The organism is Burkholderia sp. 572, assembly GCF_040545135.1.
Classification (GTDB): domain Bacteria; phylum Pseudomonadota; class Gammaproteobacteria; order Burkholderiales; family Burkholderiaceae; genus Burkholderia; species Burkholderia cepacia.
The window spans coordinates 148988-172554 of sequence record NZ_JBEPLH010000016.1 but is presented as its reverse complement, the minus strand read 5'-3'; the positions used below and the strand labels follow the sequence as shown (position 1 = coordinate 172554).

Genomic DNA, 23567 nt, shown 5'->3' with positions numbered 1-23567 from the left:
ACCCCACCTACTTCACCGCAACAAGCGGCTCGACAAACGCCTCGAAATGCGGCAGCCAGATCGGGATCGCCTCCTTGACCGCGAACATCCCGTGGCCGTTCTTGCCGAACGGCGGCTCGACGATCATCTGCCCGTGCCCGCCCGCCGCCTGAAACGCGGCAAACCACGTCGCCACGACTTCCGGCGCGAAATACTTGTCGTTCTGCACGTAATGCCACAGCACCGGCACGCGCGTCGTGCTCGCGAAATGCCCGATCGTGTCGGCCATCTGCCGCGGATCGCACGGCATGCCGGGATGCGTCGCGGGATTCCCGCCGCGCCCGCCCGAGAAGTTCACCACCGCGACCACGCCCTGCGGCGCGTAGCTCGCCGCCGCCAGCGACGCGAAGCCGCCCGCCGATTGCCCGACCAGCACGATGCGGCTTCGATCCACCTGCGGCAACGTCTGCGCATACCGCACGGCCGCGAGCACATCGCGCGCGGCCTGCTGGCCGGCAGCGAGGTAATCGGGATGCCGGCACGACCCCGCATCCTCTTCGTCGACACCGCCCGTCGCACCGTACCCGCGACGGATCGGCACGATGACCGCGAAACCGTGCTGCACGAACGTCCGGATCTGCGGCAACGCGCGGTAGCGTCCCACCTTCGGCCGTGCGCGCGGATCGGGAGGGCTGCCGTGGCTCAGCACGATCAGCGGAAAGGGCCCGGGGCCGTCCGGCATGTAGGTCGTGGCGACGATGTCGCGTGTGCGCCCCCCTTCGTCGACCGGCACCTTGACGACGGTTTCATGCAGATCGGGGGCAATGGCGGTGTCTTCGACCGCCGTCGCCGCGCAGCCGGCAACGGAAGCGATCAACACGCCCGGGATCAGCACCCGGCACAGGAGGATGGCGATCGGGTTTCGACGAACGACGATGCTCATGGGCAATCTCTCCACGAATCCAGGGATGACGGGCGAGGCTGTGGCGATGCGTACCGCGAAGGCGACAGTGTATCCGTGCGGCGCCGCAACCGGGCCGGCCGCATGCTTACAGCCCGCACCGGCCGCACACCCGGCACCGGCATCCTGATCGTCACCCGCCATCACCACCGGTAACTGACATCCCCCGTCACCGTCAGCCGCGTGCCGTAGAAGCATCCTCCCGCCGAAAAGCACGACGACACATAAGTCCGGTCGAACAGGTTGTTCACGTGCGCCGCGACGCGCCACCCCTTCCACGCCGGCCGCTCGACACCCAGGTCGTACGACAGCCCGAGATCGAAGAGCACGACGGCCGGCACGTCGAACGTATTGACGTTGTCGCCCGCGCTGCGCCCGACGTAGCGCATGCCGCCGCCCACCCTCAGCCCGCGCAGCCCCGGCCGGTCGACCGCGTAGTCGAGCCACAGCGACGCCAGATGGCGCGGCACCGCCGCCACGCGCTTGCCGACGACGGCCGCGTCCGTATCGGCCTGCACCGTCGTGTCGAGATACGTGTACGCGGCGATCACGTCCAGTTGCTTCCAGAAGCGCGACCGCCCTTCCAGCTCGATCCCGCGCGAGCGCACCTCGCCCGTCTGCACGTTGAAGAACGGATGCTCGGGATCGGCGGTCAGCACATTGCGCTGGCGAATGTCGAACGCGGCGATCGACGCGTTTTGCAACCGGTCCGGCGACTGGTAGCGCAGCCCGAACTCGAACTGCTTCGCCTTCGTCGGCGTGAACGGCTGGCCGTCGAAGCGCGTGCCGAGCGCCGGCTCGAACGACGTCGAATAGCTCAGGTACGGCGCGAAGCCGCTGTCGAACAGATAAACGGCACCCGCGCGCCCGGTGAACGCACGCGTGCTCTGCCGCACGCTCGCGGAGCGCAGCAGGTCGTCGGTCGTCGTGCGCGACCACTCCTCGCGCCCGCCGAGCGTGAAGACCCAGCGATCCCAGCGCACCTGGTCCTGCAGGTAGACGCCGATCCGGTCGGGTGTCTGGCGCGTCTGCTGCCCGATCGGCGGCGCCGCGAACGGCTGCCCGTAATCGGGCGCACGCGTATCGAGCGGCGGCGCCGCGCCGAACCCCGATCCGACGAGGTTCGCCACCGCATGCTCGTACGACAGCCCGGCCAGCACCGTATGCTCGACCGGCCCCGTCATCATGCGCATCTCCGCCTGGTTGTCGAGCGCGAGATGGTTCACGTGCTCGCGCGACCACGACAGCGAACGGTTCAGCACGCCCGGCGCCAGGTAGGGCGCGACGAAATTGACGGCCGCGCCCGCGAAGTCGACGTCGAGATGCGTATAGCGCACGTTCTGCCGGACTTTCCACGTCGAGTCGAAACGATGCTCGAACGCGTAGCCGATCATCGCCTGCGTGCGGTCGTACGTGTCGAAGCCGGGCAGCCCCGGATAGAAGCGCGTCGGCATCCGCCGGCCCGCGTCGGGCCACAGCGTGCCGAGGGCCGGCAGCCAGCCCGCGAAGTTGTTGTGCGGATCGCGCTGGAACGAACCCAGCAGCGTGAAACTCGTATTGGCGTTCGGCTGCCACGTCAGCGACGGCGCGACGACGATCCGCTGCTGCCGCGAGTAATCGATCTGCTCGTCCGCGCGGCGCGCAAGGCCGTCGATCCGGTAGCGCCACGTGCCGTCCTGCGTCACGGGCCCGCTGAAATCGAACGCAAGCTGCCCGCGATCGCGGTTGCCGGTCTGCACGGCGAGCAGGTGCTGCGCGTCGCGCGTCGGCCGCTTGCTGACCATGTCGACGATGCCGCCGGGGCTCGCCTGCCCGTACAGCACCGACGCCGGGCCGCGCAATACGTCGATGCGTTCGAGCGTCCACGGATCGACGACGCTCGCGGCCCAGTTCACGCCTTTCGGCAGCGGCAGACCGTCGAGCATCTGCGGATTGATCGCCGCCGCCGCGAACCCGCCGAAGCCGCGCAGGAACACGCTCTCGAGCACGCCGCCGGGGCGCGAGTCCGCGTACGTGCCCGGCGTGTAGCGCAGGCTCTCGCCGACGCTGTGCACATCCTGCCGGTCCATCTGTTCGCGCGTGACGACCGACAGGCCCTGCGGCACCTCGACGATCGCCGTGTCGGTCTTGGTGCCCGCGCGCGACACGTCGGCCGCGATGCCGTTCACGGGGCCGACGCCCGTCTCGCGCCGCCCGTCGACGACGATCGGCGCGAGCAGCGGCGCATCCGCAGGCTCGCCCGCGTCCGGCGCATCTTGCGCGGCAGCCGAAGCGGCGATCGGCATCGTAGCCGCGCAGGCCAGTACGGCCGCCCAGCCCGGCACGCGCCGCAACGCCGCGCACGGCAACGGAAATCCAGGCCGCGCATCGCGGCCGATGTGTGATCGATTCATGTCGGGTTATCCGGAAAGCGGAGACGGGCGTCGGCGGATACGTCGCGCCCTTGGGTACGGAGACGGGCCGCTCTTGCAACGGCGACCTCGACTGAACAGCGAATGCGAATCATTTACGCCGACGCGGCGCGGGTAAATGCCGGTGGACGCAATCGACGAATGTGCGGCATGCATCGATCGGCCGCAGGTTTATTCGTCTGACGTTAACAAAATGTCACGTTTGAATGTCGTTATCCTGAACGACCAAATGAATGATCGGATGATAGGATAGCGACACCCTCAAGTTTCAAGCGACACACTTAATGTCAAGCCTGCCCCCGGCCACCCGACACTCCCTCGTCGATTCCGCGATCGAGATCCTCAAGTCCAACATCACTTCCGGCATCTGGCGCGTCGGCCAGCGCATTCCGACCGAGCTCGATCTCGCGAAGCAGCTCGAAGTCGGGCGCAACACGGTGCGCGAGGCGGTTCGCACGCTCGCGTATTCCGGCGTGCTCGAAGTGCGCCAGGGCGACGGCACCTATGTGCGCCGCAACGTCGATCCGGCCGAAACGATGCGCAACGTCGATCGTGCCGCGCGCAGCGACCATCTCGAACTGCAATGCATGCTCGAAACGGAATGCGCGCGCTACGCGGCGCGCCGGCGCACCGACGAGGATCTCGTGACGCTGCGCAAGCTGCTGAAGGCGCGCGGCGAGCGCGAAGCGTCGCGCGACGTGAAGAAGTTCGTCGAGCGCGACCGCGCGTTTCACATCGCCGTGGCCGCCGCCTCGCACAATCACGCGCTCGAAGCGCTGTATCGCTATTTCTCCGGCTCGATCCTCGCGAACGTGGAAGACATCCTCGTCGAACTCGACGAGGCCGAGATCCCCGAGCCGGACATGCGGGCGCACCAGGCGGTGCTCGATGCGATCGAACAGCGCGACGAGAACAAGGCGGTGCGCGCGACGCTCGCGATCCTCAAGCCGCAGATGACCTGGCTCGAGACGCGCGAGGCGCCCGCCGCCTGACGGGCCCCGTACGCCCGGGTATGGCCGGTGCGCGCTACGCGGCGACGGCCTCGATCACGTCGATCTGCCCGTCCGGCGCGGAGCGCAGCCCCGCGGGCCGCCAGCCGGCGGCGGCGAGCAGCGCGTCGTATTCGTCCCGCGTGCGCTCGCGGCCGCTGCCCCAGCACATCATGTGGATGTCGTAGAGCTTCGAGAAATGCGCGACGCCCGGCGCCGGCACGACCCGCTCGATCACGAACACGCGCGCGCCGTCGCGGGCGCTTTCGCGTGCCCGCCTGAGGATCGCCACGCATTCGTCGTCGTTCCAGTCGTGCAGGATCAGCTTCAGCAGGTAGACGTCGGCGGCCGGCACCGCGTCGAACATGTTGCCGCCCGCCTTGCTGCAGCGCGCGCTCACGCCCATCCGCTGCGCCCAGTCGTCCGCGTCGCCGTCGATCACCTCCGGCAGGTCGAACACGACACCGGTCAGCGCGCCGAACCGCCGCAGCAGGCTGCACAGCATGTGCCCCTGGCCGCCGCCGATGTCGCACGCGTGCGTACCCGGCGCGAACGTGACATCGCGCAGCGCATCGACGACCTGTTCCGACTGCACCGTCGAGAAGCTCGACATCGCGCGCTTGAAATCGCTTCGGTAGCGTTCGTGATCCTTCGCATAGTCGAACGCCATCGCGCCGAACTCGCGGACGAAGCCGTTCTGCTGCCCCTCGCGCACCATGTCGGGCAGGTGCGCCCAGATCGCGTAGTGCTCGGGGCCCTCCTGCAACAGCACGAAATCGCGCAGCGTACTCGCGGCGTCCGCGTGCAGCAGCGCCCCCGCCGCGGTGGCCCGGAAGCCGCGCCGCGTGTCCTCGTCGAGCAGCCCGAGCGCGGCGAGTGCGCGCAGCAGCCGGTACAGCAGCGGTTCGTCGACGTCGAGCGTCGCCGCGAGCGCGGCCGACGAAACCGGTGCATCCGTCGTGACCGCATCGAACACGCCGAGCCGCGTGCCCGCATACAGGATCCGGCTGCGCCACCGCCCGAACAACGTATCCAGCACCTGTTTTGCCGCATTTTCCATAAAGCACTCCTGAACAGGGTTCGACCGCGCCGGCGCGCGATGCACCGGGCGATCGCATCGTCAACGAAGCAGGCGGATCACTGCTCGTGCAGGAATTCCCGGATCGGGTAGCCGACATGGCGCTGCGCATCGAGCGTATAGCCGAGGATGCGGTCGCCACGCTTGAGCTCCGTGATGTTGTGCACGCTGCCTTTCGGCCCGAGCACACGCACGTGCCAGTCGTCCTGCGCAATGATGTTGATCGCGCGATTCGCGGCATTCTTCGCCTCGATCAGCAGCAGCGGCCGCGTCTCGACCTTCGCGCGCCCGACCACGACGCGGCGTGCCTTGCCCTGCACGTTGACGGCGAGGATCTCCGCGCCCGATTCGAGCTCGGCGAGGTAGCGGGTGCGGTTGTCCGGCGCGACGACATACGAATGGAGCGCGGCCGCGTTCACGCGGAACGGGCGCGTCGGCATGTACGGCAGCGGGTGCGTCTCGCTGCTGATCAGGATCATGCCGGTCGAATACGAGCCCACGAGGATGCCCTCGTCCTGCTCGAAGCGCGAGCAGGTGTCGACGCATACGCGCTCGCCCGGCCCCAGGTGCGTGAGCCCGACGATCTCGATTTCCTCGAGCTGCAGATCCTCGACCGTGTCGCTGCAGATCGACACGAGCTGCGTGGCCTGCCCGACCTGCGTCGGCGTGAGCAGCACGCCTTCGGGGCCGCGCTGCAGCACGTTCAGCGTCACTTCGGCATCCTCCAGGTCGGCGACGACGGTGATCAGCTCGCCCGCCGCGCGATCGGCGGCCGCCAGCAGGATCTCGAGCGGGATCTTGCTCGGGTCCTGCAGGAATTCGACGAGCAGCCACGGCGTGGACACCGACAGCTCGCACGCGCGCGTGAGCGTCGCCTCGCCCGTCACTTCGATGAACACGCCGAGCTCGACGCCGTCCGGCACCGCGAAATCGACCGGCAGTCCGTCCTTCACGAGGACGATCTGCACCTGCTCGAGCAGCGCGGCATCGGCCGGCTGCCGATCGACGACCGCGACCTTGCACGCGCTCGGCGGCAGCCGCCCGGCCTGCTCCGCATCCTTCACGACGAATGCGGACACGCCGACATGCAGCGCTTCCTCGGTGATCTCGTCCGCGAGCTCGCCGATGTTGCGCAGGTCAATCCAGGAAAGCTTCTTCAAGGCCAATCTCCTTCGAAGGGGATAAAGCAGGTTGAATGACAGGGTGAAACTAGCGACTGACGGAAACGGCCGAGCGCGACGCGGCGGCCCGCATCCGGCAATCCACCCAGCCGGCGCCCGGCTCGTAGCCGGCCAGCCTGACGCCGGGCGCGACATCGGCGAGCCCGACGGCCGTGCCGCCGTCGGTCCGGAACCGCACCGCGCGGTCGCCGCGCAGCACGACACGCGTGCTCGTGCCGGATGCGCTGCGCGTGTGCAACGCGACGAGCGGCGCGGATTCGATCCGCACGCGGCCGACCACGATCGCGCGCGTGTCGCCCGCCGCGCCGACCGTCAGGATCCGCTCGCCCGAACGCAGCAGCGAAAGCTGGCGCGCGCGGTCGCCGCCGCAGAACACGAACGATTCGGCCGAGCCCGCGTCGAAGCCGAACACGAGCGGCCGGCCCGGCGGGTGCGCGGCGCCGGCCGCGACGACGAGCAGCATGCTGGTCGCGCTCGCGCCGGCCAGCACGCACTCTTCGCCGTCGAGCTGCGAACAGCCGTCGATCACCGCATGCAGCCCGACGCCGAGCGGCTCGACGCGCTGCACCTCGAATGCCTTCAGCTTCAGCGGCTCGCGCGAGCGCAGCTCGCCGCACGCGGCCAGCACGCCGCGCAACGCGGCCGCATCGCGCGGTGCGAACGCGATGTCGACCGGCGACTGCGCATGCTTGCGCGCGAGGTAAGCCGCGCCGTGCGGATCGGCGAGCGACACGACGATGCGGCACGCGGCGTCGCGGACACCCTCGAGCAGGCGCTCGAGCGGCATCGTGGTCGCGAGCGCGTAGTCGAGCAGGACGAGCGCGTGCCGCGCGATCGCGGCGCGCGCGGCATCGAAATCGGCCGCGCCGTCGATCCTCACGCGAACGCCCGCGAGCGGCGCATGCGCATCGTCGACCAGCGTCGCGACGCCCGCCGTCGAAACGGTCAATAGCGCCGCCGCGCCGGCCGCGCACGTATCGCGACCGGCCTCGCCCACCACGACGCGGCGCGCGCCGGCCCTCGCCGCGTCGGCCGCGACGGCGCCTGCCTGCGCGCCGAGCGCGCGCAGGTCGATCCACGGATAGCGATGCATGGAAACCCTCGATGGTCGAAAAAGACCGGGTACGACGGCCCGGCGCAGCGGATCAGGCGGCCAGATGCGCGGCGCGCCGCTCGACGCCGTGCACCGCGTCCGACAGGCGGCGAATCAGCGGGGCGGCCTTCGGCGCGGCGAACACGTTGCGGCCGGCCGCGATGCCGAGCGCGCCCGCGTTCATCACCCGCGACGTGAACGCGACGAACTCGTCTTCGGGCAGCTTCGCGCCGCCCGCGACCAGCACCGGCAGCGACGAACCGGCAATGATGTCGGCCATGCTCGCGGCGTCGCCGCTGTACGGCAGCTTGACGATGTCGGCGCCGAGATCCGCCGCGACGTTCGCCGCATGGGCGATCAGTTCGGCCTGCGGACGATCGCCGAGGCCCGGGCCGCGCGGATAGATCATCGCGAGCAGCGGCAGCGACCAGCGCGCGCATTCGGTCGCGATGCGGCTCAGGTCGAGCAGCTGCTGGGATTCCGTTTTCGAGCCGAGATTCACGTGCACGCTGACCGCGTCCGCGCCGCTCGCCAGCGCGTCCTCGACGCTCGCGAACAGCGTCTTCGCGTTCGCGTCCTCCGCGTAGCGCGTGCAACCGTTCAGGTGCACGACGAGCGCGAGATCGCTCAGCACGTCGGGCGCCAGGAAGCGCGCGCGGCCCCGATGCACGACGATCGCGTCGCCGCCGTGCGCGGCGATGTCGCCAACCAGTTGCCGCAACTGCTGCGGATGGGCGATCGGCCCGTCCGCGAGCGAATGATCGAGCGGCACCATCAGACACTTGCCCGACGCGGCACGCACCACCCGCCGCATCCTGAGCGCCTTGCCAGAAACCGATAGAAGAGCGTTCATCCGTGATTCCTCGCCAGAAATGGAAAGGCCGGCCCGTTCGACTTCAGCCTGCCCCCGGGGTGCCCGCTTGCGGGCGGAACTGGAGCGACAACCGAGCAACGCTTGCAGCAAATCTTGCGACGTGTAAGACTTGCATAGACCCAATCATCCTATGATTGGATCATCCTTGCAAGTGCCTTGCGAGCGATCCAGTTTCCCGACCGGGGGACGCATTCGTCGCGGCATCGCTTCCCCTTTGCAGACAACGGCAGCACATCAACCTGTGAGGTGTCTATGAAGTTCGGCGTGTCCTTCCTGCCCGATACCGGCCCGGCCGACCGCCCGGCGGCCGACTATTACGCCCAGGCGCTGAAGCTCAGCGCGCTGTCCGAGCGGCTCGGCTACACGTACGTAAAGATGACCGAGCACTACCTGAAGCCGTACGGCGGCTACAGCCCGTCGCCGCTGATGTTCCTCGCGGCCGTGGCCGCGCAGACGAAGTCGATCCGCCTGATGACGGGCGGCATCCAGGCGTCGTTCCATCATCCGATCCAGCTCGCGGCCGAAGCCGCGCAGCTCGACGCGATCTCGAACGGGCGGCTCGAGCTGGGCTTCGCGCGCGCCTTCCTGCCGTACGAATTCGATGCATTCGGCATCGATCTCGACTCGAGCAAGACGCGCTTCCAGCAGACGATCGACGCGACGGTGCGGCTTCTTGCCGAGGAATCGGCCAGCGAGGACACCCCGTTCTTCCGCTACCGCGACGCGCAATCGCTGCCGCGCCCGACGCAGCAGCCGCGCCCGCCGGTGTGGGTCGCGGCGCTGCTCACGCCGTCCAGCTTCGAGTGGATCGGCGAACGCGGCTTCAACCTGCTGATGGCCGCGCCGCCGCGCAAGGCCGCGCTCGCGAAGACACAGGAGATGGTGGCGCTCTATCGCGACACGTTCGAGCGCCATCACGGCCACACCGGCCGCAAGCCGCAGGTCGCGATCAGCATCCCGCTGATGATCGGCACGTCGGACGCGCATGCGCTGGCACTCGCGGAGCCGCGCCTGCGCCATCACTGGCGCAATTTCGCGGAAGCGGCGAAGTCGTGGGAGCAGGTGCAGTCGCCGGCCTACCAGGGCTACAACGAAGCGATGAAGAACAAGATGGGCGGCATGGACACGGCCGACCTCGACGCAACCGCCGTGCTCGGCACGCCCGACACCGTGCGCCAGCGCATTCGCGCGCTCGAGGCCGACCTCGGCCTCGACGCGATCCTGTGGCACATCGACTACGGCGCGCAGCCGTACGAACTGATGAGCAACAACCTGGAGGTGTTCGCCCGCGACGTGCTGCCGGGACTATGACGCCATGCCGATTCCTTCCGGATCCACCACGGGCTCGCCCATGACACCGTCCCTGTCACTCGACACGATCGTCGTCGGCGCCGGCATCGGCGGCCTCGCCGCCGCGCTCGCGCTGCGGCGCGCCGGCCATCGGGTCACCGTCCTCGAGCAGAGCCGGGCGTTTCGGGAAGTCGGCGCCGGGCTGCAGGTCGTGCCGAACGCGACGCGCGCGCTGCGTGCGCTCGGCGTGCTCGACCGGCAGCGGCTGGCCGCCGTCGCCCCGATCGCGACGATCCGCCGCCGCTGGCAGGACGGCAGCCTGCTCGGTTCCTTCCCGCTCGGCGACGATGTCGAAGCCGAGTTCAACGCGCCGTACTGGAACGCGCATCGCGCCGACCTGCATGCCGCGCTGCTCGATGCCGTGCGCGACCCGTACACGGCCGGCCCGCCGGTCCCCGTCCTCGGCGGCATCGCGGTGCGCGGCCTCGACGCATACGGGCCGGACGGCGCGACGCTCGTCGATGCGGCGGGCACGCGCTGGCGCGCGGATCTCGTCGTCGCGGCCGACGGCATTCATTCGACGCTGCGCCACGCGCTGCTCGGCGACGACGCGCCGCACTACAGCGGCGACGACGCGTATCGCGCACTGATCGACGCCGATGCGCTCGACCCGCGCTCGCCCGTGTTCGAGATCGTCCGGGAACCGCAGGTGACGATCTGGCTCGGGCCCGGCCGGCACGCGATCCATTACTGGGTGCGCGACCGCCGGCTGCTGAACCTCGTCGTGATCGTGCCGGGCGACGGCAGCACGCGCGAATCGTGGAGCAGCAAGGGCGACCGCGCGACGCTCGAAGCCGAGCTCGCCGGCTGGGATCCGCGCCTCGTCGGGCTGATCCGCTGCGCGTCGGACCTGAGCCGCTGGTCGCTGCACGACCGGCAGCCGCTCACGCGCTGGGTGTGGGACAGCGTGTGCCTGCTCGGCGACGCATGCCACCCGATGCTGCCGTACCAGTCGCAAGGCGCCGCGCAGGCGCTCGAGGACGCGGTCGTGCTCGGCCGGTGCGTGACCGGGCTCGCGTCGAAGGACGCGCTCGGCGCCGCGCTGGTCGAATACCAGCGCCTGCGGATCGACCGCAGCGCGCGGATCCAGCTTGCATCGGCCGGCAACGGCGGCGTGTTCCACCTGCCCGACGGCCCCGAACAGCAGGCGCGCGACGCCGAGCTCAAGTCGCGCCGCGCCGACTTCAAGTCCTATCACTGGACCTGGGCCGACGCGTACCAGCTTTGACGCCCGCCCCGGTGCCGCGCGGCGCGACCCGCGCGGTACCGGGGCTCCTCGCGACAGGACCGCATCATGACGAACACCGTGGACATTGCGCAGCAACTGAAACAGGCGATGCGCGGCGTGGCCGCCACCGTCACGATCGTGACGACCGGCGGCGACGGCGCCGCCGCCGCACCGTGCGCGCTGACCGCCAGCTCGTTCACGTCGGTCGCGCTCGATCCGCCGACCGTGCTGGTGTGCATCAACCGGCGCGCGAGCATTCACGCGTCGATCACCGGCCGCCGGCGCTTCTGCGTGAACGCGCTGCGAAGCTGCCACGTGCCGCTCGCGCTTGCGTGCAGCACGACGGGCTCCGACGCGCGTTTCGCGCACGACGCATGGCGTACCGACGCGGCGACGGGCCTGCCCTACCTCGAGAACGCGCAGACGTCGTTCTTCTGCGACACGCTCGAACAGGTCGAGGTCGGCTCGCATTCGATTCTGGTCGGACGGGTCACGCGCGTCGCGATGTCCGCCGACGTGAACCCGCTGATGTACGTGAACGGCGCGTTCGCCGCCGTCCGCTCGCTGCCGTCCGATGCCGGCGTTGGGTAACGGGCGCACGTGACGTTGTTTCGAGCATTCGTTCGCGGGGTTCGCACCGGGCCCGGTTGCTCGAGGCAACACGCGCCCCCACCGATGCGTGCGTCACGCGTGATGCCGCACGCAATCGTTGCGTGCGCCGCAGTCACGCTGCGCGCGCACATCACGCACTACCATTGCGCCGCATGCACGCGATGAAACGGAGAAGCCGATGGCACCCGACCTGAACCTGCTGATTTCGCTCGATGCGCTGCTCGAAGAGGGCAGCGTCGTCGGCGCCGCACGCCGCATGAACCTCAGCCCGCCCGCGATGAGCCGCACGCTCGCGCGCATCCGCGAAACGGTCGGCGACCCGATCTTCGTGCAGGCCGGCCGCAAGATGGTGCCGACGCCGCGTGCGCTCGAACTGCGCGGCGTCGTCCGCGAAACCGTGGAGCGCGCATCGCAGTTGCTCGCGCCGTCCGCGGAAATCGATCTCGGCACGCTCGACAAGCAGTTCAACGTGCGTGCGAACGACGTCTTCGTCGGCCTGCACAGCAGCCGGCTGCTCGAGGAGATGGCGCGCGGGATGCCGCGCGCGATGCTGCGCTTCATGCCCGAGGAAGACGACGTCGACGACGACGCATTGCGCAGCGGCCGCATCGACCTCTTCATCAGCGCGTCGCGCCGCCTGGGGCCGGAGATTCGCGTGCAGCCGCTGTTCACGACGACCTTCGTCGGCCTCGCGCGCCACGACCACCCGATCTTCGACGACGACATCACGCCCGAGCGCTTCGCGCGCTGGCCGCACATCGGCGTCTCGCGGCGCGGCAAGTCGGCGGGGCCGATCGACGACGCGCTCGCCGCGCGCGGGCTCGCGCGCCACGTGCTGCTCGTCGTGCCGACGCCGTATGCGGCGATCTTCGCGCTGCAGGCGTCGGACCTGATCCTGCCGCTGCCCGAGCATCTCGCGCGCGGCGCGGTGCGGGCCGGGCTCGGCGTGCGCACGTTCGAACTGCCGGTGCCGCTCGAAACCGTGCTGATCACGCAGGCGTGGCATCCGCGCTTCCAGAGCGACCCCGCGCACCAGTGGTTGCGGCGTGTCGTGCGCGGGCTGTGCACCGGCCAGCCGGCGCTGCGTGCGGCGCATGCATGACGGATGCGTTGCACGCACTCGTCGAGTGCAAAGACGTCACTGTTCGGCATGCATGGCGCGACCGTAGACTGGCTTCGTCCTTTCTCATGGAGCGAGTGCAGTGCATGACGCAGCAGATCAGACGCGCGCCGTCGCGGCGCCGCCCCGCCGCCTGACTCGCGCGGCCGCGGCGCTGATCGCGCGCATCGACATCTTCACGCCGCGCGGCGCGTATGTCGCGCGCTCGGTCATCGCCGCCGCGCTCGCGCTCGGCGTCGCGTACCTGCTCGAACTGGAAACGCCGTATTCGGCCGCGTCGACGGTGCTGCTCGTGATCAATCCCGTCCAGGGCGCGGTGATCGGCAAGGGCGTGTGGCGCGTGGTCGGCACGATCGCGGGGATGGTCGTCGCGTTCGTGCTGATGGGCTGCTTCGCGCAGCAGCCGCTGCTGTTCATCCTCGGCTTCGCGTTCTGGCTCGGCGTCTGCGTCGCGGGCATGACGCTGCTGCGGCACTTCCGCGCGTCGGGCACCGTCGTGGCCGGCTACACGATCGGCCTGGCGACCTACGGCGCGATGCAACATCCCGAGCTGACCTTCGAACACGTGATCGGGCGCGGCTCGACGGTCGCGATCGGCGTGCTGTGCCTGAGCCTCGTGTCGATGCTGCTCGGCACGCGCGACGTGCACGCGAAACTCGACGCGCTGGTGACGCGCGTCACCGCCGACGTCGCGCGGGTCATCGCCGCGCAGCGCAACGGCCTCGCGGCGGCACCGGCCGACGACAAGCGGCACGCGCTGTTCGCCGGCATCTACGGCATCGACGATCTGCTCGCGCTCGGCAAGGCCGAATCGGAGGATCTCGCGCAACGCGCGGCCGCCGTGCGGCACGGGATGGCATCGCTGTTCGGCGCGCTCGCGGGCGGCATGCCGCCGCTGCCGGCCGACAGCCCCGGCGCGCGCTCGGTCGCATCGCTGCAGCCGCGTCTCGCGGCCGCGTGGCAGGCCGCCGCCGACGCATTGGGCGACGGCCCCGGCGGCGCGACGCACGCGCGTGCGCTGCTCGGCGACGCGCGCGAACGCCTGCGCGACGCGCTCGACGGCATCGCGCTCGGCGATCCGCGCGACGATGCGGCGTTGCTGATCGCCGGCGAGCGACTGATCGAGCAGATCGACGACTACCGCGCGGCGCTCGACGGGCTCGTCGAACTGCAGCGCCCGCGCCCGGGCTACCGGCCCGCGCGGGTGCGCTTTCACCGCGACACGGGCGCGGCCCTGCGCAACGGCGTGCGCGCCGCGTGCGCGATCGTGATCTCGGGCGCATTCTGGCTCGCGACCGGCTGGAACCAGGGCGACATGATGCTGCTCGTCGTCGCGCCGTACTGCGCGCTGCTCGCGACCGCCGGCAATCCGGCCGCCGGCGCGCAGGCGTTCATCAAGGGCACGGTGCTCGCCGTACCGGCCGCGTTCGTGTGCGCGTTCGGCATCCTGCCGCGCATCGAAGGCTTTCCGCTGCTCGTCGTCGCGCTCGCGCTGTTCTGGATGCCCGGCATCTACGCGACGAGCGTGCCGAAGACCGCGCTCGCGGGGCTCGCCTATCTCGTCGCGTTCAACACGCTGACCGGCGCGACCAATCCGTTCCGCCCCGACGTCGCGCTGTTCCTGAACCAGTCGGTCGCGTGGGTGCTCGCCACGTTCCTCACGCTGCTCACGTTCCGGTTGATCCTGCCGGGCAACCTGGCCACCGACGCCACGCGGCTGCGCCGCACGATCCGCGACGACACGCTCGCGCTCGTGGCCGGCCGGCGCGTCACGGCGGCGGGCTGGCAGCAGCGCCAGCAGCACCGCATCGCGCAGCTCGGCGCGCTGCTCGCCGGCCAGCCGGTCGCGATGACGCAGGCGAGCATCGAGGCGCTCGCGGCGCTGCACGTCGGCAAGGAGCTGCTGCGGATCCGCCGCGGCGCCGCGCGCGACGGCTTGCCCGACCCCGCGCGACGATGCGTGCGGGCGGGGCTCGCGGGCCTCGCGCGGCACGCGGCCGCCCCGCCGCGCGCGGCCCGGCATGCACGGCGCGCCGCGCACGCGCTGGCCGGCCTCGCCGCCGCGCAGCCGGGCAACACCGAACTGAAGTGGCTGATGGCCGCGTTCGCCGACGTCTACGTGCTGCTGCACACGTACGCCGCCTATTTCACCGCCGTTCCGGAGCGCGCCCGCGATGCTCAGTGAATTCCCGCTGGCCGGCATCTACCTGCCGCCCTTTTTCGTCTATGCGTGCGCGACCGTGCCGCTCTATCTGGCCGTGCGCGCGCTGCTCGCAAGGCTCGGCGTGCTGCGCCGCGTGTGGCATCCGGCGCTGTTCGAGTTCGCGATTTCGCTCGTGCTGGTCGCCGCGCTGATCCTCTATTTCTAGCCTCCCGTCGGAACGTATCGCGTCATGTCGCTCAAACCCCTCACCCGCTCCCTGCTGACGCTCGCCACCGTGGCCGTGGCGATCGTGCTGGTCGCCGCGCTCTGGCATGCATACGTCCTCGCGCCGTGGACGCGCGACGCGCGTGTCAGCGCGCACGTCGTGCGGATCGCGCCCGAAGTGTCGGGCACCGTCGTCGAAGTCGCGGTGGTCGACAACCAGCGCGTCGCGAAAGGCGACGTGCTGTACCGGATCGATCCGCAGCGCTTCGCGCTGGCGGTGGAACAAGCCGAGGCGCAGGTCGCCGCGACCGCCGAGTCGATGCGCCAGAAGCGCGACGAAGCGCAGCGGCGCACCGGCCTCGACGATCTCGTGCCGCGGGAGGACATCCAGCGCTCGAGCCGCGCGGTGGCGATCGCGCAGGCCGAGCACCGCAAGGCGCTGGCCGCGCTCGACGTCGCGAAGCTCGACCTCGAACGCACGACGCTGCGCTCGCCGGTCGACGGTTACGTGACGCAGCTGCGCCTGCGTCACGGCGACTACGCGGTCGAGGGCAAGCCCGGCATCTCGGTGCTCGACGCGCACAGCTTCTGGATCACCGGCTATTTCGAGGAAACCAAGCTGCGCCGCGTCGCGACGGGTGCACCCGCGACGATCCGGCTGATGGGCTTCGATCCGCTGCTGAGCGGGCACGTGACGAGCATCGGCCGCGGCATCGCCGACGAAAACGGCACGCTCGACGAACTCGGCCTGCCGGCCGTCAACCCGACCTTCAGCTGGGTGCGGCTCGCGCAGCGCATTCCGGTGCGCATCGAGATCGACCGGGTGCCGGCCGGCGTGCTGCTGGCGGCCGGCATGACGTGCAGCGTCGAAGTCGGCGAACGCGGGCGCGAGCGCACGCCGCGCGGCCGGCTCGCGTCGTGGCTGCACGCGTGGATGTGACGGAGGCGACGATGCGATGCCCGTTCCCTCCGGTGCGCGCGACGTGCCGCGTGCGCGCCTTCGTCGCGGCCTGCGCTTGCGCGCTCGCCGCGTGCACGACGGTCGGCCCCGATTACGTGGCGCCGCGGCCCGCGCACCCGCCCGGCTGGAGCGCGCCGCGCGACACGGTGACGGCCGACCCCGCGCAGTTGCAGGACTGGTGGCGCGCGTTCGGCGATGCGCAGCTCGATGCGCTGGTCGAGCAGGCGATCGCGCACAACCAGGATCTCGCGATCGCGCGCCAGCGCTTGCTGCAGGCGCGCGCCGAACGCGACCAGATCGCGAGCCGACTCGGCCCGACCGTCACCGCGGGCGGGAACGCCGATGCGCTGCGCTCGTCGCGCGCGCTCGAATGGCCGCCCGGGATCGGCCAGTCGCGCACCTACCGGCTCGGCTTCGATGCGTCGTGGGAACTCGACCTGTTCGGCGGCACGCGACGCGCGGTCGAATCCGCCGATGCGCAGATCGACGCGCTCGACGACGATCGCCACGCGATCCTCGTGAGCCTGCTGGCCGAGCTTGCATCCGATTACGCGGAACTGCGCGCGACCCAGGAGCGGCTGCGGATCGCAACGGACAACGTCGCGAGCCTCGACGCCACGCGGCAGCTGACCGAGCGCTCGAACCGGCGCGGCCTCGGCACGTCGTTCGCGGTCGCGCAGGCGCGTGCCGAACTGCAGCTCGCGCAGGCGGCGGTGCCGCCGCTGCAACAGGACGTCGCGCGCCTCGCCCACGCGATCGGCGTGCTCGTCGGCGGTTTTCCGGAAACGCTGCGCGACTCGCTGAGCGCGCCCGGCGCGACCCTGCCGGTCGCGCCCGCGCTGCCCGTCACGCTGCCGTCGGACGTGATCCGCGAGCGCCCCGACATTCGCGCCGCCGAACGGCGGCTCGCCGCCGCGACCGCGCAGATCGGCGTCGCGCGCGCCGAGCAGTTTCCGCATTTCGCGATTCCGCTGAGTCTCGGCACGACGGCGAGCCTCGTGCAGGACCTGTTCTCGGGCGCGAGCGTCGCATGGTCGGTCGCGCTCGACGGCACGCAGACGCTGTACGACGGCGGCCGCGCGAAAGCCGGCGTCGACGCCGCGCGCGCGGCCGCCGAGGCGGCCCGGCTCGCATACGAGCAGCGCATCCGCGGCGCGTTTCGCGATGTCGAGGACGCGCTGGTGGCGATCGGCGCCGCGCGCGACCAGCAAGCCATGCTCGCCGCGGCGGTCGACAGCAGCCAGGATGCGCAGTCGCGCGCGACGCGGCTGTACCGCAACGGCCTCGGCGAATACCTGTCGGTGCTCACGGCGCAGCGCGCGACGTACCGCGCCCGCGATGCGCTCGCGCTCAGCCGGCTCGCCCAGGTGCAGGGCGCGATCGCGCTCTACAAGTCGCTCGGCGTCGGCTGGCGCGCCGCGCCGCCGGTCGCGCAGGCCGGCGCGGCGCAAGCGAGCGCGCATTGAATGCCCACGCACGGCCACCCGACGCTTCGGCGTCGCTCATCCAACGGAGAACCCTCGATGTCCGCTCTCAATCCGAATGATTTCGCGTTACACGACATCCATCTCTTTCCGGTCTGCGTGTTTCGCCCCGAACACGCGACACCGGGCTACGCGCCGCGCTGGGAAGGCGAGATCGACACGCTGATGCGCCACGGCGAGCCGTTCGTGATCGTCTACGTCGAGCTCGACACCGACGAGAGCCACGACGACCGCAAGCATCGCGCGGTCTGGCTGAAGCAGAACAAGGTCGAGCTGGGCGCCGTCTGCAAGGCGCTCGTCAGCGTCGAACCCGATCCCGACCGGCGCGCGGAAGTGGCCGCGCAGGGCGAGGTCGCCGTCAAGGCATTCGGGATTCCGCATCACGCGGTGGCGTCGTTCGGGCAGGCCGTCTCGCTCGCCGCCCGGCTCACGCGGCAGCATCCGGGCAATGACGCGCTGCAAACCGGACAACAGGCATGACGGGGCCGGCATGCCGGGCCACGTCGCATCCGCCACCGACACGAGGGCCGGCATGCGCTATCCCGCCCTGACGATCACCAGCTCGCACACGCTGGCGTCATGTCCGTCGCGGCTGCCCGCTCCGGGCGAGATCCTGTTGTGGCGACTGCGCGGCGAATGGCAGCTCGTCACCAGCGAGCAAGGCCACCTCTGCCTGTCGAAGACGGAACTGCGGCGTGCCAGGATGCATCCGAACCGCGCGCACGGCCGCCGCTTCGCGATCGGCCGGTCGGCGCTGCGCGCGATCCTGGGGACGCTGGCCGGCCGCGCCGCCGACGAGCTCACGCTGATCGAGCGCGAGGCCGACCATATCGCGATCGCGGGCTGCGACTCGCTGGACGGGCTCGACATCGTGGTCGGCCACGCCGGCATCTGGATCGTGATCGCGATCGCCCGTGGCCCGATCGGGCTGGGCATGGCGCAAGCCGGCACGTACGCCGGCCCGGCATCGCGCGACCAGCTTCGGCTGGACAGCCTCTCGAATGCATGCGGAAGCGGACACGGCGCGACGCTCGCGTCGCTGGCGCCGTTTGCGGGACCGTTCCGCGAGGTCGATACGCCGCATGCGGGCCGCTGGCGCCTGCTCGACATCCCGCTCCCCGGCCTGGCCTGCGCGGCTACCGTTGCCGCGCGCCAGATGGACAAGATCCATGCGGTGGGCTGGCGCGGCGAACGCAAGGACTGGCTGGCCGACCGCGATCGCCACCTGCGGGCGGCGACGTCGTGCGGCACAGCGGCCTGCATCGCGGCCGAGACCGGATAAACCGGCGCAGCAATCCTCGCGGCGCATGCTTGCGCGCCGGCCGCTGTCGGCATCGATGATGGGATGCCGTTCATGGGAACGCGCGAAGGTTCCCGGTTATGGGAGCACGCGCTCCGGATGTAAAGCGCCGACACCGCCGCCGCATCGCCGTTCCGCGATTCTTTCGCCGCCTCCATCAAACCTCCATCTTTCCGCACAAAAAACTCCATCGGGCACACGCACACTGCGAACCGAAAATGCGGGCCATCGGGTGCCTGCGTCCCATGGAGTCCACATGAAGAATCAGAAACGAGCCTGCTACGGCGCCGTGTGCGCGCTGGTGGCAGCGATGCTGGCGGGCTGCGGGCCCTCCGAACAGCAGGCCGCCGCGCCGGCCATCCCGGTTGCGGCAATGACGCTCGCGGCCGCGCCCCTCGACCTGACCGAAGACCTGCCCGGCCGCGTCGCGGCGCACCGGATCGCCGAGATCCGGCCGCAGGTCAGCGGCATCGTGCAGCGACGGCTGTTCGAACAGGGCTCGGAAGTGCGCGCGGGCGAGCCGCTGTTCCAGATCAACCCGGCGCCGTTCAAGGCCGACATGGACACGGCCGCAGCGGCCCTGCAACGTGCGCAAGCCGCGCTAGAACGGGCCAAGGTGCAGACCACCCGCCTCAAGCCGCTGGTGGAAGCCGACGCGATCAGCCGGCAGGTCTACGACGACTCGGTGTCGCAACGCGACCAGGCTGCCGCCGACGTCGCGCAGGCCCGCGCGACGCTCGCGCGCCGCCAGCTCGACCTGAAATTCGCGACCGTCGAGGCGCCGATCACGGGCCGCATCGACCAGGCTCTCGTGACCGAGGGTGCACTCGTCGCGAGCAGCGACAGCCAGCCGATGGCACGCATCCAGCAGATCGACCAGGTTTATGTGGACGTCCGCCAGCCGGCCGCGTCGCTCGATTCGCTGCGCGGCGCGCTCGCCGGGCAGCCGGACACCGCGGGCAACGGCCTGCCGGTCGACGTGCTGCGCGACGACGACTCGCGCTACGACGTGAAGGGCCGCATGCTGTTCTCGGGCGTCAACGTCGATCCGGGTACCGGTGACGTGCTGCTGCGCGTGCTGGTCGACAACCCGAAGCGCGAGCTGCTGCCGGGCATGTACGTGCGTGCCCGCATCCCGCGCGCGCACTACGCCGACGCGCTGACCGTGCCGCAACAGGCGATCGTCCGCGCCGGCGGCAAACCGCAGGTCTGGGTGATCGACGCGAAGAACCAGGCACACCTGAAGGCCGTCGAGGTGGGCGAGCTGACGAACCGCAGCTATCGGATCAAGTCGGGGCTGCAGGCGGGCCAGAAGATCGCCATCGAAGGCATGGAGCGCCTGAGCGATGGTGCGCCCGTGACGGCGACCGCCTGGAAGGCGCCTGAAGCGGTCAAGACCGCTTCGTCGCACTGAGTCACGGGGAGCATCCAGTCATGTCCCAATTCTTCATCCGGCGCCCGGTCTTCGCGTGGGTGATCGCCCTCTTCATCATCCTGCTGGGCCTGATCGCCATCCCCGAACTGCCGGTTGCGCGCTATCCGTCGGTCGCGCCGCCGACCGTCACCATTACCGCCACCTACCCGGGCGCCACGCCGCAGACGATGACCGACAGCGTGCTGAGCCTCATCGAGCGCGAGCTGTCCGGCGTCCGCAACCTGCTGTACTTCGAATCGGCGTCGGATACGTCCGGCCAGGCGAAGATCACCGCGACCTTCAAGCCCGGCACCGATTCGGCGATGGCGCAGGTCGAGGTGCAGAACAAGCTCAAGTCGGTCGAGCCGCGCCTGCCGCCCGTCGTGCGGCAAAACGGCGTGATCGTCGAGTCTGCCTCCACCGGCTTCCTGTTGTTCGTCGGCCTGAAGTCGGACAGCGGCCGCTACGACGAAAACGCGCTGGCCGACTACATGGCGCGCAACGTCGTCGAGGACCTGCGCCGTGTCGAAGGCGTCGGCAAGGTGCAGCTGTTCGGCTCCGAACAGGCGATGCGCATCTGGGTCGATCCGCAGAAGCTGATCACCTACGGCCTGTCGATGAACGACCTGACGACGGCCGTCGCCCAGCAGAACGTGCAGATCGCCCCGGGCAGCCTCGGTGCGGCACCCGCGCTGCCGGGCCAGCGCGTGACGGTACCGCTCACCGCGCAAGGCCAGCTCACGTCGCCCGAGCAGTTCGCGAAGATCGTGCTGCGCGCGAACGCGAACGGCTCGAAGGTCGTGCTCGGCGACGTCGCGCGGGTCGAACTCGGCCCGCAGTCGTTCACCTTCGTCAACAGCGAGAACGGCAAACCCGCGACCTTCGCCGGCGTGCAGCTGGCGCCGGGCGCCAACGCGGTGAAGACCGCCGAGGCCGTGCGCGAGCAACTGGACATGATCGCCAAGACGATGCCGTCCGGCATGACCTACTCGATCCCGTTCGATACCGCGCCGTTCGTGAAGATCTCGATCGAGAAGGTGATTCACACGCTGATCGAAGCGATGGTGCTCGTGTTCCTGGTGATGTACCTGTTCCTGCAGAACGTGCGCTACACGCTGATCCCGGCGATCGTCGCGCCGGTGGCGATGCTCGGCACCTTCACGGTCATGCTGATGACGGGCTTCTCGATCAACGTGCTGACGATGTTCGGCATGGTGCTCGCGATCGGCATCATCGTCGACGATGCGATCGTCGTCGTGGAGAACGTCGAACGCCTGATGGTGGAAGAAGGCCTGTCGCCGAAGGACGCGACGATCAAGGCGATGAAGGAAATCACCGGCGCGATCATCGGCATCACGCTGGTGCTGACGGCCGTGTTCCTGCCGATGGCGATGTCGAGCGGTTCGGTCGGCGTGATCTATCAGCAGTTCACGATGTCGATGGCCGTGTCGATCATGTTCTCGGCCCTGCTCGCGCTGACGCTGACGCCGGCCCTGTGCGCGACGATGCTCAAGCCGGTCGAGCATGGCCACCACGAGAAGCGCGGCTTCTTCGGCTGGTTCAACCGCCGCTTCGACCGCATGACGAGCTGGTACGAAACGCGCGTCGGCAAGCTGGTCGGCCGCACGGGCCGCGTGATGCTGCTGTTCGTCGCGATCTCCACCGCGCTGGTGTTCGGCTTCCGCATGCTGCCGTCGTCGTTCCTGCCCGAGGAAGACCAGGGCTACTTCATGACCGGCTTCCTGCTCCCGTCGGATTCGACCGTCGAGCGCACGGGCGACGTGGTCAAGACCCTCGAGAAGCATCTCGCGTCGCGTCCGGGCATCGAGTCGAGCATCTCCATCATCGGCTACGGCTTCTCGGGCCTCGGCTCCAACGCGGCGCTGAACTACGCGGTGCTCAAGGACTGGGACAAGCGCGACGGGGCAAACGCAATGGACGAAGCGATGCGCGCGCAGGCCGCGATGGGCGGCGTGACGGAAGGCACGGTCATGAGCCTGTTGCCGCCGGCGATCGACGGGCTGGGCACCAGCTCGGGCTTCACGATGCGCCTGCAGGATCGCGCGAACCAGGGCTACGCGGCACTCAAGGCGGCTGAAGCCAAGCTGCTCGAACTGGCCGCGCAAAGCAAGGTGGTGACCGGCGTCTATCCGGACAGCCTGCCGGCCGGCACGAGCGTGAAGCTGGACATCGACCGCGACAAGGCCGAAGCGCTCGGCGTGTCGTTCACGACCATCAGCGACACGCTGTCGGCCGCGATGGGTTCGACCTACGTGAACGACTTCCCGAACGCGGGCCGCATGCAGCAGGTGATCATCCAGGCGGATGCGCCGGCCCGCATGCAGATCGAGAACGTGATGAAGCTCTACGTGCGCAACGCGACCGGCGGCATGGTGCCGCTGTCCGAAGTGGTGCGTCCGGTCTGGTCGGAAACCCCGCTGCAGCTGGTGCGCTTCCAGGGTTACCCGTCCGCACGGATCTCCGGCGGCTCGGCCCCCGGCTACTCCAGCGGCGCGGCGATGGCCGAGATGGAGCATCTGGCCGCGCAGTTGCCGCCGGGCTTCACGGTCGCGTGGACCGGCCAGTCGCTGCAGGAGCGTGAGTCGGCTTCGCAGGCGCCGATGCTGATGGCGCTGTCGATGGTCGTCGTGTTCCTGGTGCTCGCGGCGCTCTACGAGAGCTGGGCGATTCCGCTGTCGGTGATGCTGGTGGTGCCGCTCGGCCTGATCGGCGCGCTCGCCGCGGTGATGTTGCGCGGGATGCCGAACGACGTGTTCTTCAAGGTCGGGATGATCACCGTGATCGGCCTGTCGGCGAAGAACGCGATCCTGATCGTGGAAGTCGCGAAGCAGTTGCGCGAGGAAGGCATGGGGCTGATCGAGTCGGCCGTGCAGGCATCCAAGCTGCGGCTGCGCCCGATCCTGATGACCTCGCTCGCGTTCGGCCTCGGCGTCGTGCCACTGATGATCGCGACCGGCGCCAGCGCCGAGACGCAGCACGCGATCGGCACCGGCGTGTTCGGCGGCATGGTGACCGCCACCGTGCTGGCCATTTTCTTCGTTCCGGTCTTCTTCGTGTTCGTGATGAGCATCCAGGAACGCATCTCGGCATGGCGCGCATCCGGCAAGAAGCCCGCCACCGTGACCCACGAACAAGAAGGTTGA

At 69.9% G+C, this 23567-nt stretch carries 19 protein-coding genes; 13 read left to right on the top strand and 6 right to left on the bottom strand.

The features are described from left to right. Positions 1–7: 7 nt before the first annotated feature. Positions 8–922 carry an alpha/beta hydrolase family protein gene (locus tag ABIC51_RS28210; RefSeq protein ID WP_175901424.1) on the bottom strand — a complete coding sequence of 305 codons (915 nt, stop codon included), beginning with the start codon at positions 920–922 and terminating at the stop codon, positions 8–10. A gap of 161 nt (positions 923–1083) precedes the next feature. Next, entirely contained in the window at positions 1084–3333 is a 2250-nt protein-coding gene (locus ABIC51_RS28205) for a TonB-dependent siderophore receptor (protein WP_226129667.1), read from the bottom strand. Positions 3334–3635: 302 nt separating this feature from the next. Between ABIC51_RS28205 and ABIC51_RS28200 the strand changes: the two genes are divergently transcribed. Further along, on the top strand, positions 3636–4343 hold the full coding sequence (locus ABIC51_RS28200) for a FadR/GntR family transcriptional regulator (protein ID WP_021164174.1): 708 nt from the start codon (positions 3636–3638) through the stop codon (positions 4341–4343). 34 nt (positions 4344–4377) lie between these two features. Here the strand turns inward: ABIC51_RS28200 and ABIC51_RS28195 are convergent, their stop codons facing one another. From ABIC51_RS28195 to ABIC51_RS28180, 4 genes are all read right to left on the bottom strand, one after another. Beyond that, positions 4378–5400, bottom strand: coding sequence for a methyltransferase (locus tag ABIC51_RS28195; RefSeq protein WP_060349195.1), 1023 nt, complete (start codon positions 5398–5400; stop codon positions 4378–4380). A gap of 77 nt (positions 5401–5477) precedes the next feature. Then, the gene (locus tag ABIC51_RS28190) at positions 5478–6578 is read right to left on the bottom strand and encodes a 3-dehydroquinate synthase II family protein (protein WP_021164176.1); all 1101 of its coding nucleotides are present in this window, start codon (positions 6576–6578) and stop codon (positions 5478–5480) included. Positions 6579–6627: 49 nt separating this feature from the next. Then, positions 6628–7692: a 3-dehydroquinate synthase II family protein gene (locus tag ABIC51_RS28185; protein ID WP_175901426.1), complete on the bottom strand. Its 1065-nt coding sequence runs from the start codon at positions 7690–7692 to the stop codon at positions 6628–6630. Between the two features lie 52 nt (positions 7693–7744). Beyond that, positions 7745–8545 carry a 2-amino-3,7-dideoxy-D-threo-hept-6-ulosonate synthase gene (locus tag ABIC51_RS28180; protein WP_021164281.1) on the bottom strand — a complete coding sequence of 267 codons (801 nt, stop codon included), beginning with the start codon at positions 8543–8545 and terminating at the stop codon, positions 7745–7747. Between the two features lie 285 nt (positions 8546–8830). Between ABIC51_RS28180 and ABIC51_RS28175 the strand changes: the two genes are divergently transcribed. From ABIC51_RS28175 to ABIC51_RS28120, 12 genes are all read left to right on the top strand, one after another. After that, positions 8831–9877, top strand: coding sequence for an LLM class flavin-dependent oxidoreductase (locus ABIC51_RS28175; protein ID WP_230942759.1), 1047 nt, complete (start codon positions 8831–8833; stop codon positions 9875–9877). Positions 9878–9917: 40 nt separating this feature from the next. Beyond that, entirely contained in the window at positions 9918–11144 is a 1227-nt protein-coding gene (locus ABIC51_RS28170) for an FAD-dependent monooxygenase (RefSeq protein ID WP_226129669.1), read from the top strand. 66 nt (positions 11145–11210) lie between these two features. Then, entirely contained in the window at positions 11211–11735 is a 525-nt protein-coding gene (locus ABIC51_RS28165) for a flavin reductase family protein (protein ID WP_175855800.1), read from the top strand. 199 nt (positions 11736–11934) lie between these two features. Continuing rightward, a complete protein-coding gene (locus ABIC51_RS28160; protein ID WP_059685911.1) occupies positions 11935–12858 on the top strand; it encodes a LysR family transcriptional regulator in 924 nt (307 codons plus the stop codon). Positions 12859–12958: 100 nt separating this feature from the next. Next, the gene (locus ABIC51_RS28155; RefSeq protein WP_334054389.1) at positions 12959–15061 is read left to right on the top strand and encodes an FUSC family protein; all 2103 of its coding nucleotides are present in this window, start codon (positions 12959–12961) and stop codon (positions 15059–15061) included. After that, positions 15051–15245 (top strand): DUF1656 domain-containing protein, encoded by a 195-nt coding sequence (locus ABIC51_RS28150; protein ID WP_060172851.1) that lies wholly within the window; start codon positions 15051–15053, stop codon positions 15243–15245. The genes ABIC51_RS28155 and ABIC51_RS28150 overlap by 11 nt, the downstream gene beginning before the upstream one ends. A gap of 24 nt (positions 15246–15269) precedes the next feature. After that, a complete protein-coding gene (locus ABIC51_RS28145) occupies positions 15270–16184 on the top strand; it encodes an HlyD family secretion protein (protein WP_027792349.1) in 915 nt (304 codons plus the stop codon). A gap of 11 nt (positions 16185–16195) precedes the next feature. Beyond that, complete coding sequence (locus ABIC51_RS28140; RefSeq protein WP_226129452.1) at positions 16196–17671, top strand: efflux transporter outer membrane subunit; 1476 nt, start codon at positions 16196–16198, stop codon at positions 17669–17671. A 57-nt stretch (positions 17672–17728) separates the two neighbouring features. Next, positions 17729–18169: a hypothetical protein gene (locus ABIC51_RS28135; protein WP_021162534.1), complete on the top strand. Its 441-nt coding sequence runs from the start codon at positions 17729–17731 to the stop codon at positions 18167–18169. 52 nt (positions 18170–18221) lie between these two features. Next, on the top strand, positions 18222–18971 hold the full coding sequence (locus ABIC51_RS28130; RefSeq protein WP_226129454.1) for a 4'-phosphopantetheinyl transferase family protein: 750 nt from the start codon (positions 18222–18224) through the stop codon (positions 18969–18971). Positions 18972–19245: 274 nt separating this feature from the next. Next, the gene (locus ABIC51_RS28125) at positions 19246–20403 is read left to right on the top strand and encodes an efflux RND transporter periplasmic adaptor subunit (protein WP_027792345.1); all 1158 of its coding nucleotides are present in this window, start codon (positions 19246–19248) and stop codon (positions 20401–20403) included. A gap of 20 nt (positions 20404–20423) precedes the next feature. Continuing rightward, positions 20424–23567: a multidrug efflux RND transporter permease subunit gene (locus ABIC51_RS28120; protein WP_027792344.1), complete on the top strand. Its 3144-nt coding sequence runs from the start codon at positions 20424–20426 to the stop codon at positions 23565–23567.